At 63.9% G+C, this 12,407-nt stretch carries 6 protein-coding genes; 3 read left to right on the top strand and 3 right to left on the bottom strand.

The features are described from left to right. Positions 1–2 precede the first annotated feature (2 nt). The 3 genes from DWV00_RS07650 to DWV00_RS07640 form a co-directional block, all read right to left on the bottom strand. Positions 3–695 carry a c-type cytochrome gene (locus tag DWV00_RS07650; RefSeq protein WP_115532973.1) on the bottom strand — a complete coding sequence of 231 codons (693 nt, stop codon included), beginning with the start codon at positions 693–695 and terminating at the stop codon, positions 3–5. Between the two features lie 118 nt (positions 696–813). Then, a complete protein-coding gene (locus DWV00_RS07645; RefSeq protein ID WP_115532972.1) occupies positions 814–2,952 on the bottom strand; it encodes an ATP-binding response regulator in 2,139 nt (712 codons plus the stop codon). Between the two features lie 9 nt (positions 2,953–2,961). Further along, a complete protein-coding gene (locus DWV00_RS07640) occupies positions 2,962–9,003 on the bottom strand; it encodes a hybrid sensor histidine kinase/response regulator (RefSeq protein WP_220274667.1) in 6,042 nt (2,013 codons plus the stop codon). A gap of 406 nt (positions 9,004–9,409) precedes the next feature. Here DWV00_RS07640 and DWV00_RS07635 point away from each other — a divergent pair, with 406 nt between their 5' ends. The 3 genes from DWV00_RS07635 (at position 9,410) to DWV00_RS07625 (ending at position 12,399) form a co-directional block, all read left to right on the top strand. Beyond that, positions 9,410–10,171 carry an enoyl-CoA hydratase/isomerase family protein gene (locus DWV00_RS07635; protein WP_115532971.1) on the top strand — a complete coding sequence of 254 codons (762 nt, stop codon included), beginning with the start codon at positions 9,410–9,412 and terminating at the stop codon, positions 10,169–10,171. Positions 10,172–10,259: 88 nt separating this feature from the next. After that, complete coding sequence (locus DWV00_RS07630) at positions 10,260–11,321, top strand: ABC transporter substrate-binding protein (protein ID WP_115532970.1); 1,062 nt, start codon at positions 10,260–10,262, stop codon at positions 11,319–11,321. Between the two features lie 10 nt (positions 11,322–11,331). Further along, positions 11,332–12,399 (top strand): ABC transporter ATP-binding protein, encoded by a 1,068-nt coding sequence (locus DWV00_RS07625; RefSeq protein WP_115532969.1) that lies wholly within the window; start codon positions 11,332–11,334, stop codon positions 12,397–12,399. Positions 12,400–12,407 lie beyond the last annotated feature (8 nt).

Genomic DNA, 12,407 nt, shown 5'->3' with positions numbered 1-12,407 from the left:
TCTTACTTCGACGCATTCGATGCCGGCGCTTGCTCAGCGTAGTACGCTGCGACGGCGTCGATGTCGGCGTCGGAGAGCTTGCCGGCCACGGTCGGCATCAGCGCCATCGGCCCCGGCGCGCGCTTGCCGTCTTTCCATGCGTGAAGCTGCGCCTCGATATAGGACGCAGGCTGCCCCGCAAGCGGCGGAAACACGCTGCCGACACCCGCCCCGCCAGAACCGTGACACTGCACGCACGCGGGCAGACCCTGCTGCCATCGGCCGCGTGTCGCAAGCCAGGCACCGAGGTCGGACGTGAGGGGATCGGCCGTATCGCTGTTGCGAATGCCGTCCGGCGGCGGCAGGCTGCTGAAGTACTCGGCCACCGCGGCCCTTTCGCCGGAGGACATCATTTTGGCGAACGGCTGCATGACGGGACTTGGCCGGCTCCCGTCCGCGAACGCCGCCAGTTGAGCCGTGAAATACGCTTCACCGAGACCGGCGAGCCTCGGAAAACCGGAGGCCGGCTGTCCCTCGCCGTGCGCGCCATGACAGCTCGCACATGCGGGAATGCCTTTCGCGGTCCCTTGCGTGGCGATCGTCGCACCCAGCGACGATGGCGGCACGGAGTCCGCATCCGCCGCAGCCACGCCCTGCGACACAAGTGCGAACGTGACAGCGGCGGCTCCCGCACACAGTGCGAAATAGGACCTCATGCCCCTCTCCTGGTCTTTTCGATCTCTTTGGTGTCTTTCCACTCTTGGATTCTCCATCGGCGCGAATACGGCAACCTAAACATAACAGACCGGTAGCCTCGGGCCACGACACCTACGGCTATTGCTCCGCGCGCTTCCCAATCTTTGCCGCCTCATGCGCGGACATCAGATCCAGGAGCGTTTCGACGTCGGCGGGCTTGACGAGGTAGTGGTCGATGCCCGCATCGGCCGCATGGCGCACGTATTCCTCCTGCCCGTAACCGCTCAAGGCGATGATCAGCGCGCTCTCGCACGGCCCTTCGCGCCGAAGACGCCGGGCGAGGTCGTATCCGCTCATATCCGGCAATCCAATATCGAGCACGACGATGTCCGGCAGCATCTCGCCGGCAATCCGCAGCGCGGATTGTCCATCCGCGGCGCATTTGACGCTGAAGCCATGCAGGGTCAAGAGCGCGTCGAGACTTTCCGCCGAGGCCACGAGATCGTCGACCACGAGTGTGCGCGTCGCCACCTTCCGGTTCAGATGCACGACCGGAGCAAGCGCCGGAAGCTTCTGCAAACCCGCGGTCGCGGGCAGACGGACCACGAATTCCGCCCCTCGGCCGACGCCGTCGCTCCGGCATTTGACCGATCCGCCGTGCAGTTCGGTGAGATGCCGCACGAGCGTCAGGCCGATGCCGAGCCCGCCCAGCGAGCGGTGCAGCGAGGTATCGGCCTGCGCGAACAGATCGAAGACATGGGGCACGAAGCGCTCGTCGATGCCCTGCCCGTCGTCGGCGACGGTAATCGATGCGGATCCCTCTTCCAAGCGCGTGGAGAGCCGGATATGCCCGCCGTCGGGCGTGAATTTCGATGCATTGTTCAGCAGGTTCGACACGACTTGAGCAAGACGGACGACATCGCCCTCGACGACCGCATCCGGCGCACCCTCGTCGCAGGTCAAGGTCTGCGCGCGGCGAATGAAGTGCGGGCGGCTCGTCTCGACCGCTCGGCCGACGATCACCGACAACGGCACCGGCGCTTTGCGCAAGGTCACCGTTCCCCTTGCGATACGCGAGGCATCGAGCAGATCCTCGACGATGCGCACCATGTGCTCGACCTGCGTCCCGACAATCTCGCTGGCCCAGCGTAGCACCTTCGTGTCGTCCGCTTTCGCGCTGCGCATGACGGCGGCCGCATTCGCAATGGGCGCGAGCGGGTTGCGCAGCTCGTGCGCCAGCATGGCGAGAAACTCGTTCTTCCTGCGGTCGCCGTCGCGGATCGCCGAGAACAGCAGTGCGTTTTCGACGGCGATCTCGGCGCGGCTCATGAACTCCTTGAGCAGCGTGTTGTGTTCGGGTGTCGCCGCATCCGCACCGGTCGTGCAAAGCACCACGGCGCCGCTCAGGCTGCCGGTCACCAACGGAAATATGCTGACACGCCGGATGCCGGAGAAGCGATGGGCCGCTCCCATCGTTTCCAGAACATGCGTTGCGCCCGGCGCGTGATCGAGGGTGCCGTCGTCGAGCAGCCGGTTCAGATAATCGCTGGCGTCGGGGAAGGAAACCGCCAACGTGTTCTGCCGAAATCCGGCGAAATCGGGCGCCGGGAGCGGGCCTCGCATCGCCGACCGGGCGACGATTTCGCTTCCCGACTCGCCCACCCGCCTGACCGCCACGAACGCCAACTCGGCGAACTCGCCCGCGACCAGTTCGACGATGCGCTCCAGCGTCGTGTCGATTTCGAGCGAGCGCGTGAGGACCTGGCTCGCGGCGGCGAGAAAATCCGCTCGCTGCCGGGCACGCTCCGCGGCGGCCCGGGCTTCCTCGGCACGGGCAAAGGCCTCGCGTTCCTCCGCCCGCGAGAGCAGCGCCTCGTGCATGCGATGCATCTCGACGAACGCCTTCACCTTCGAGCGCAGGATTTCGGGAATGACCGGCGAGGAAATGTAGTCGACGGCGCCCAGCGAATAGCCGCGCTTCATCTCCGCTTCGTCGACATAGGCCGTCACGAAAATGATGGGCGTGGTCGCCGTTTTCTTATAGTTGCGCAGTAGCGACGCCGTTTCGAGGCCATCCATGCCCGGCATGTTCACGTCGAGCAAAATGACCGCGAAGCTTCGCTCGAGAACGGCTTTCAGCGCTTCTCGTCCGGACCCGACGATGATCACGTTCTCGCCCAGCTGCTCGAGGACCGTGCGCGTCACCACCTGCTGCTGCGGCAGATCGTCCACCACCAGGATATCGACGGGCTGCTTGAGCCCTGTAGCATTCTCCAAGGCGCGCTCCTACCGATGCAGCCAAGCGTGCAGCACCGCGAGCAAGTCGTCGCGGTTGACGGGTTTGGATAGATAATCCCACGCGCCCGCTTCTATGCAGCGCTCCCGGTCGCCCTTCATCGCCTTCGCCGTGACCGCGATGATCGGCAGTGCTCGTCCGATGGGACGCTTGCGGATCTCCCGCATGGTGGTCAGCCCGTCCATCTCCGGCATCATGATGTCCATCAAAACGATGTCGATTTCCGCGTCGGCCTCCACCAGCGCGATCGCATCTCGTCCGTTGTCCGCCCAGACGTGGCGGATCCCGTGATCCTCGAGTACGGTCGCCAGCGCGAAGATGTTGCGCATGTCGTCGTCGACGATCAGCGCTTTCCGGTTGGCCAAGCCGGCCCCGGAGCCATGAATGCCGTCGATCAATTTGCGGCCCTCGGCCGGCAGCCACCGGTGGTCGAAATGCAACGAAGCCACGGTTGCATCGAAGAAGCGCGCCGGGTCGGAGGCGCGCAGCACGCGGTAGCGCTCGGACGGCTCGACGATCCCCGCGGAATGCTTGCCCGACGAAAGAACGACGAACGTGACGGGCACGAACGACGGGCACTCCGCCAGAACGGCCGCCACGCGCGGCCGGCTCTGCTCGAACAGCTCTTCCGTGATGGCCACCGTGGCCGAATGATCGCCCGTCAGCGCCCCCGCCAGCTCGTCGCCGGTCGAAACGATGACCGGCGAGATCTTCTCGCTCGAGAGCAAGGCAAGGAGTTCGTCGCGCTGCGGCGACTCCGGCATCGCGACCAGCAGTTTTCGCGGCGACGCTGCCGCATAGCGAGCCAGCGAATCCAGCGCGTCGTCCAATATTTCGCGCGACTGAATCGGTTTCGGCAGGAACGCCAACGCACCCTCGCGCAGCGCACGCTCGCGCGACTCGTCCGTGGAAATCACGCAAACCGGCGTATGCCGGGTTGCCATGTCGTGTTTGAGGCGGCCCAATACACGCCAGCCGTCCATGTCGGGCAGGAACAGATCCAAGGTGACGAGGTCCGGCTTGAATTGGTCGGCGAGCGTCAACGCCGAGGCGCCGAGCGGCTTCGCCAAAGCCTTGAAGCCATGGTCGCGCGCCGCATCGAGCAGGACTCCCGCGAATGCTTGATCGTTTTCGACGATCAACAGCACGCGGTCGCCCGGCAGGATGTCGAGCCGGTCGTCTTCCGGCGTCGCCAACAGTTGCCGCGCTTCGTCGACGACGGTATCCACGAACGCTTGCGCCTGCAGCCCCTTCGCGTCCTTGCCCATTCCGGCATCGGGCGCGGGAAGCGCCACCGCCACGTCTTCGCTCGCGACGGCAGCCGGCTTGCGCGGCGCGCGCCCCGTATCCGCCGACAGCGGCAAATACAGCGTGAAGGTGCTGCCCTTGTTGGGGGAGCTGACGAGCCTGATCTCGCCACCGAGGAGCTTCGACAGTTCGCGGCTGATGGCGAGGCCAAGGCCCGTGCCGCCGTACTTGCGGCTCGTGCTGCCGTCGGCCTGCTGGAATGCCTCGAAGATGATTTGCTGCTTGTCCGCGGAAATTCCGATCCCCGTATCCGATACGGAGAACGCGACGACGTCCTGTGCGCGGGTGAGGCTGTCGTTATCCGCGGTCCATCCCCCGAACACCTCTTCGATCGACAGCGTCACGTGTCCGCGATGCGTAAACTTGAACGCGTTGGACAGCAGGTTCTTCAGAATCTGCTGCAGGCGCTTGATGTCCGTGTGAATCGACGCAGGCAAAGCCGTTCCCACGTGGATCACGAAGTCGACGCTGCGCGACTCGGCGACGTGGCGGAAATTGCGCTCGGCATAGGAGGTCAGATCGGCAAGACGATGCTCGGCGAAGTCCATGACGACCGTGCCCGATTCGATCTTCGACAGGTCGAGGATGTCGTTGATCAGCATCAGGAGTTCGTTGCCCGACGAATGAATCGTCCGCGAAAATTCGATCTGTTTCGACGAGAGATTGCCCTCGGTGTTCTTGCAAAGCTGGTCGGAGAGAATGAGCAGGCTGTTGAGCGGCGTGCGCAACTCGTGCGACATGTTCGCCAGAAACTCCGACTTGTACTTCGACGTCAGCGCAAGCTGCTTGGCCTTCTCCTCCAGCGCCTGGCGGGCCTGCTCGACCTCCGTGTTCTTGCGCTCGACTTCCTGGTTCTGGTGCGCGAGAAGCCGCGCTTTTTCCTGTAGCTCCTCGTTCGTCTGCTGCAACTCTTCCTGGCGGCTCTGCAACTCGTGCGCGAGCGATTGCGACTGCTTGAGCAGGTCCTCGGTCCGGGTATTGGCCTCGATCGTATTGATGACGATGCCGATACTTTCCGTCAGTTGATCGAGGAACGCGAGGTGAATCGGATTGAAGCGCTCGGCCGAAGCGAGTTCGATGACGCCCTTGACCTGCCCCTCGAACACGATGGGGAGCACGAGCACGTTGTGCGGCACGATGGTGACGAGGCCCGACGTGATGCGGAATCCGTCGATGCCGGAGGGCTCGAGCAGAATCTTGCGGCGCTCCACCGCGCATTGACCGACGAGCCCCTCTCCCAGCTGAATGCCCTTGCCGTGCGATAGATGCCCGCTCGACGCGTAGCTCGCCATCAAGCGCAGCAAGGTTTCGTCGGACGACGCGTCCAGCACGAAGAATTCGGCCTGCTGCACGCCGACCACCGGTGCGAGTTCGGAAAGAATCAACTGCCCGACCGCGACGAGATCCTTCTGCCCCTGCAGCATTCGGCTGAACTTGGCCAAATTCGTCTTGAGCCAGTCCTGTTCGGTATTGACCTGCGTCGTGTCCTTCAGGTTACGGATCATCTCGTTGATCGTATCCTTCAGGGCGGCGACCTCGCCCAGCGCTTCGACTGTGATCGAGCGCGTCAAGTCGCCCTGCGTCACCGCCGTGGCCACCTCGGCAATGGCACGAACCTGCGTGGTCAGATTTGCGGCGAGCTGGTTCACGTTTTCGGTGAGCCCCTTCCAGGTGCCGGACGCGCCCGGCACCTTCGCCTGGCCGCCGAGCTTGCCTTCCACGCCCACTTCGCGCGCCACCGTCGTTACCTGATCGGCGAAGGTCGCGAGCGTCTCGGTCATGCTGTTGATGGTATCGGCAAGCGCCGCGATCTCGCCTTTCGCCTCGACCGTCAGTTTGCGTGCCAGGTCGCCGTTCGCCACCGCCGTCACGACCTTCGCGATGCCTCGCACCTGACTCGTGAGATTGCCCGCCATGAAGTTCACGTTGTCGGTCAAATCCTTCCACGTGCCGGCCACGCCCTGCACATAGGCTTGTCCTCCGAGCTTGCCCTCGGTCCCCACTTCGCGGGCCACGCGCGTCACCTCCGATGCGAACGAACGCAACTGGTCGACCATCGTGTTGATGGTGTTCTTCAGTTCGAGGATTTCGCCCTTCACGTCCACCGTGATCTTCTTCGACAGGTCGCCGGCCGCCACGGCCTTCGTCACGTCCGCGATGTTGCGCACCTGGCTCGTCAGATTGCCGGCCATGAAGTTCACGTTGTCGGTCAGATCCTTCCAGGTACCGGCCACGCCTTGCACGTCCGCTTGCCCGCCCAGCCGGCCTTCCGTGCCGACCTCGCGCGCCACGCGCGTCACCTCCGACGCAAAGGACCCGAGCTGGTCCACCATCGTATTGATGGTGTTCTTCAGTTCGAGAATTTCGCCCTTCACGTCCACCGTGATCTTCTTCGACAGATCGCCCGCGGCCACGGCCTTCGTCACGTCCGCGATATTGCGCACCTGGCTCGTGAGATTGCCCGCCATGAAGTTCACGTTGTCGGTCAAATCCTTCCACGTGCCGGCCACGCCCTGCACGTCGGCCTGGCCGCCGAGCTTGCCTTCAGTGCCCACTTCTCTGGCCACCCGCGTGACTTCCGACGCGAACGAGCGCAACTGATCGACCATCGTGTTGATGGTGTTCTTCAGTTCGAGGATCTCGCCCTTCACGTCCACCGTGATCTTCTTCGACAGGTCGCCCGCCGCCACGGCCGTCGTCACGTCGGCGATGTTGCGCACCTGGGCGGTCAAGTTGCCGCCCATCGAGTTCACGGAGTCCGTCAGGTCTTTCCAGGTGCCCGCCACGCCCTGCACCTCGGCCTGGCCGCCGAGCTTGCCTTCGGTACCCACCTCGCGGGCCACCCGCGTGACTTCCGATGCGAACGAACTCAGCTGGTCCACCATCGTGTTGATGGTGTTCTTCAGTTCGAGGATCTCGCCCTTCACGTCCACCGTGATCTTCTTCGACAGGTCGCCGGCCGCCACGGCCGTCGTCACTTCGGCGATGTTGCGCACCTGGGCGGTCAAGTTGCTGCCCATCGAGTTCACGGAGTCCGTCAAATCCTTCCAGGTCCCCGCCACGCCCTGCACGTCGGCTTGGCCGCCGAGCTTGCCTTCCGTGCCCACTTCACGGGCAACGCGCGTCACTTCCGATGCGAACGAACGCAACTGGTCGACCATCGTGTTAATGGTGTTCTTCAGTTCGAGAATCTCGCCCTTCACGTCCACCGTGATCTTCTTCGACAGGTCGCCCGCCGCCACGGCCGTCGTCACGTCGGCGATGTTGCGCACCTGGGCAGTCAAGTTGCTGCCCATCGAGTTCACGGAGTCCGTCAGGTCCTTCCATGTTCCCGCCACGCCCTGCACGTCGGCCTGGCCGCCCAGTTTGCCTTCGGTGCCCACTTCTCTGGCCACCCGCGTGACTTCCGACGCGAACGAGCGCAACTGATCGACCATCGTATTGATGGTGTTCTTCAGTTCGAGGATTTCCCCCTTCACGTCCACCGTAATCTTCTTCGACAGGTCACCCGCCGCCACGGCCTTCGTCACTTCCGCGATGTTGCGCACCTGGCTCGTCAGATTGCCGGCCATGAAGTTCACGTTGTCGGTCAGATCCTTCCACGTGCCGGCCACGCCTTGCACGTCCGCCTGGCCGCCGAGCTTGCCCTCGGTACCCACCTCGCGCGCCACCCGCGTGACTTCCGATGCGAACGAGCGCAACTGATCGACCATCGTGTTGATGGTGTTCTTCAGTTCGAGAATTTCGCCCTTCACGTCCACCGTGATCTTTTTGGAGAGGTCGCCCGCGGCGACGGCCTTCGTCACTTCCGCGATATTGCGCACCTGGCTCGTCAGGTTGCCGGCCATCGAATTGACCGAGTCGGTCAGATCCTTCCAGGTACCGGCCACGCCCTGCACATCGGCCTGGCCGCCGAGCTTGCCTTCGGTGCCGACCTCGCGCGCCACCCGCGTGACTTCGACCGCGAACGTGCCGAGCTGCTCCACCATCGTGTTGATGGTCTTGGCCGTCCGCAGAAATTCCCCCTGCAGTGCGCGCCCGTCCGCCTCGAGCGCCATGCTCTTCGAGAGGTCGCCCTGCGCCACCGCGCCGATCACACGCGCCACCTCGCTGGTCGGGTGCACGAGATCCGCGATCAGCGAGTTCACCGAATCGATCGAATGGCCCCAGAAGCCTCGCGCGTACGGGAGCGCGGCACGCTCCTTCAGGCGCCCCTCCTTGCCGACGACCCGGCTCAAGCGGCCGAGTTCTTCCGACATCCGGACGTTCTGTTCGACCACCTCATTGAACGTATGCGCCACCTTGCCGTGGACACCCTCCCAATTCGACGGGAGCGGCGCGGCCTCGCCTTTCTGGAGCGCGGCGAGCGAGGTCAGGACGGCGCCCGAGCAAGCATTGGCATCCTTCAGACATTCGAACAAACGATTCACGCCTTCGGCGGCATCCAGCCACCCACCCGCGAGGCTGTCGCTATTCATGGCTTGATCGCCGGACGCCACCGCGGCGCCGGCCAAGCGGCTCGACACTCTGCCGACTTCGCGGACCACCCGCCCAGATTGCGACGACAAGAGATTGAATTCGGAGGCGACCTTTCCGGCTTCGCCGGTCCAATCCTCGGGCAGGCGGTGCGACATGTCCCCCCTGCGAAGCGCGCTCAATGCGGCGGCGATCAGCGCCAATTGGTCATTAGACCGCTGCGCCGTCTCGGTAGCGAACGTTTCCATGAGTCCCTCAGAAGTCGGGCTGAGCTTTAATTGTTTTGAAAGGAATCGGACGATTGCGACAAAGGCGCCGCTCCGGTCGCTTGTCTAGGCATTCGCAGCGCAGTCTAGCGCATTCCCCATAGCCGCGGAGAGGCTCGGGAACCCTTTCTCCTCATCGGATGAATCGCCGCCGTTTCGGCCTCGCGAAGCGATCGATTCTTCGTCCCTTCCACGACGGACTTCAACGATCCGACGGATACCCCGATCCGCGATCCGCTTCAGTCATGCCTCGCTCGACGCGGCCTCACCTTGCCCTTGTCTTGCTCCCTGTTTTCCAGTTGCGCCGCATTCGCGTAAACCCGCTTGCACCACGAATATGGTGGACTTATATTGCATTTCACCACCAACTATTACTATGAGATAACTTATGAGCGAAGACGTTCTGTTCTCGAATCACGGGCGGATTGCGATCATCACGTTGAATCGTCCCGAGCGCATGAATGCGTGGACCACCCCCATGCGTGAAAAGATCATCGAAGCGCTCCACCGCTTCAACGCCGACGAGCAAGTCGCGGCGATCATCATGACGGGCGCGGGCAATCGCGCGTTCTCGGCGGGTCAGGATCTCTCGGAAGCGCATGACTTCGACGGCGAGCGCGCCGTGGCTTGGGTCAAGGAGTGGCAGCGCTACTACGCGGCGCTGCGCGGCCTGCACAAGCCGCTCGTCATGGCGCTGAACGGCACGGCCGCGGGCTCCGCGTTCCAGGTCGCCCTGCTGGGCGATATCCGCGTGGGACACCCCGGCGTGCGGATGGGCCAGCCGGAAATCAACGCGGGAATCGCGAGCACGACCGGCCCCTGGATCATGAACGCCATGCTCGGCATGTCGCGCACGATCGAGCTCACGCTCACGGGCCGTCTCATGGACGCCGAAGAGTGCCATCGCATCGGCCTCATTCACCATCTCGTTCCCGAAGAGCGGGTGTTCGAGAAAGCGCTCGAAATCGCGACCGAGCTTGCCGAAAAGCCACCTGTCGCGATGCGCCTGGACAAGCAGCGCTTCCGCGAAATGACCGAGGCGGGTTTCGTCGACTGCATCGAAGCGGGGATGCGCATTCAGCGCGAAGCGTACGACTCCGGCGAACCCGCTCGCATGATGGAAGCGTTCCTCCGCAAGCGCGCCAAGTGAATCGCGCTCGGGATTCGATCCCGAGTCGAGCCTGAATCACGCCTGAGTCGAGCCGTACCCATTTCAACCGCATTGGGGAGACCTGAATATGACGCAAGACATCGATCCTACTCGCCGCCGCATTCTTCAAGGCGCCGGCGCGCTCGCCGTGGCCGGCATGATGCCGCTGGCCGCCCGCGCCCAAACGAAGCAGATCGTGGTATCGGATCCGGGCGGACCTTATACCTCCGCCTATCGCGCGGCGTTCTACGATCCGTTCGAGAAAGCCACCGGCATCAAGGTCGTCAACGTTGCGCGCGAATCTCAGCCCGTCGCGCAATTCGCCGCGATGGTGAAGACCAAGAACTACGTGTGGGACGCCACGATCCTCACGCTGTCCGCCGATATTCCGTACCTCCAAGCGAACGGCCTGCTCGAACCGATCGGCCTGAAGGCCAGCGACTATCCGGAGCTGATGTCCGACGCGATTACGCCCGACTGGCTCGGCGTGGACGTCTATTCGACCGTGCTCGCCTACCGTCAGGACAAGTTCGCCCAAAACGGCCCTAAAACGTGGGCGGATTTCTGGGACGTCAAGCGCTTCCCCGGCCGCCGATGCCTGCGCCGCAGTCCGATCGACACGCTGGAGCAGGCGCTCTTGGCCGACGGCGTGCCGATCGACAAGCTCTATCCGCTCGACGTGGACCGCGCCTTCAAAAGCCTCGACAAGATCAAGCCGCACATCGCCCTCTGGTGGACCAGCGGCGCGCAGGCAATGCAGGCGATCCAGAGCGGCGACGTCGACATGATCTCGACCTGGAACGGGCGTGCGCAAGCCGCCAAGGATGCGGGTGCACCGGTGACGATCGTCTGGAATCAGGGGCTGTATTCGATCGAAGGCTGGGGCATTCCGAAAGGCACGCCGCGCGCCGACGCCGCGAAGCAGTTCGTGCGCTTCTGCGCCGACGCGAAGCGGCAGGCCGTGCTGACGCAGACGCTGGCCTACGGTCCGACCAACAAGCAGGCATTCGAGTCGATTCCGCCAAACCGCGCCGCGCTCCTGCCCACAGCCCCGCAAAACATCAAGGACATGCGCCTGCCGAGCCCCCAATGGTGGGAGGCGAACCGTCAGAAAGTCACCGAGCGGTTCAATTCGTGGATTATTTCGTGAGGTACGAGGGATGAATTCGAAACTCGAGGCGATCGGCATTGCCAAGCGCTATGGCGATACCGTCGCGCTTGAACCGACGGACCTCGCCGTGCAGGCCGGAGAATTCCTGACGCTGCTCGGTCCCTCGGGTTCGGGCAAGACGACGCTCCTGCAGATGATCTCCGGCCTCGTCGCCCCGAGCGAGGGGCGCATCGAGATCGACGGGCGCGACGTCACGCACGTGGAGCCCGGCAAACGCGGCATCGGCATGGTGTTCCAAAGCTACGCGCTGTTTCCGCACATGAGCGTATGGGACAACGTCGCGTACGGTCTGCGCATGCGGCGCAGGACGCGCGACGACGTGCGCGCCGCCGTCGACGAAGCCTTGGCCATGGTGCGCATGGCCGAATTCGCGAAGCGCTTTCCGAAAGAGCTGTCGGGTGGGCAGCAGCAGCGCATCGCGCTCGCGCGCTGCTTCGCCTACCGGCCCTCGGTGATCCTGCTCGACGAGCCGCTCGGCGCACTCGACAAAAAATTGCGCGAGCACATGCAGTCCGAAATTCGACGCCTGCACAAGGAACTTGGCGCGACGTTCGTCTACGTCACGCACGATCAGGACGAAGCGCTCACGCTTTCGGATCGCATCTGCCTCATGAATCAGGCACGCATCGAACAAGTGGGAACGCCTTCCGATCTCTACGATCGTCCGGCGACGCGCTTCGCGGCCGGCTTCATCGGTCACTCGAATCTGCTGGAGGGATCGCTCGATGCCGCGCGCGGCAAGAGCGGCGAGCCGATCCTGCTTGCCGCGGGCGGCCGCATTCCGTTGCCGATGAATTCGGCTTCGGCCATCGTGCCCGCCGCGCGCCATACGCTGCTCGTGCGTCCCGAAGCGCCGCGCCTGGTCGAACCTTCGAACGGGTTCGTCGACGGCACGATTTCGGATGTCGTCTTCTTCGGCAGCGACACACGTGTGCAGCTTTCGATGACCGACGGCAGCCAGTTGACCGTCCGTTGCGAGCGCAGCCTATCCCCGCGCATCGGCGACAAAGTGGGCCTCGTTTGGGACCCGCATCGCACGACGCTGTTACACGCCTGAGGATCCGA

The organism is Trinickia dinghuensis, assembly GCF_003367175.1.
Classification (GTDB): domain Bacteria; phylum Pseudomonadota; class Gammaproteobacteria; order Burkholderiales; family Burkholderiaceae; genus Trinickia; species Trinickia dinghuensis.
This window is presented reverse-complemented; position numbering and strand designations above follow the sequence as displayed.

Bases quoted from the DNA above. Each gene is read 5' to 3' on its own strand.
- DWV00_RS07650 (WP_115532973.1), bottom strand. From the start codon at position 695: ATGAGGTCCTATTTCGCACTGTGTGCGGGAGCCGCCGCTGTCACGTTC.
- DWV00_RS07640 (WP_220274667.1), bottom strand. From the start codon at position 9,003: ATGGAAACGTTCGCTACCGAGACGGCGCAGCGGTCTAATGACCAATTG.
- DWV00_RS07630 (WP_115532970.1), top strand. From the start codon at position 10,260: ATGACGCAAGACATCGATCCTACTCGCCGCCGCATTCTTCAAGGCGCC.
- DWV00_RS07625 (WP_115532969.1), top strand. From the start codon at position 11,332: ATGAATTCGAAACTCGAGGCGATCGGCATTGCCAAGCGCTATGGCGAT.
- DWV00_RS07635 (WP_115532971.1), top strand. From the start codon at position 9,410: ATGAGCGAAGACGTTCTGTTCTCGAATCACGGGCGGATTGCGATCATC.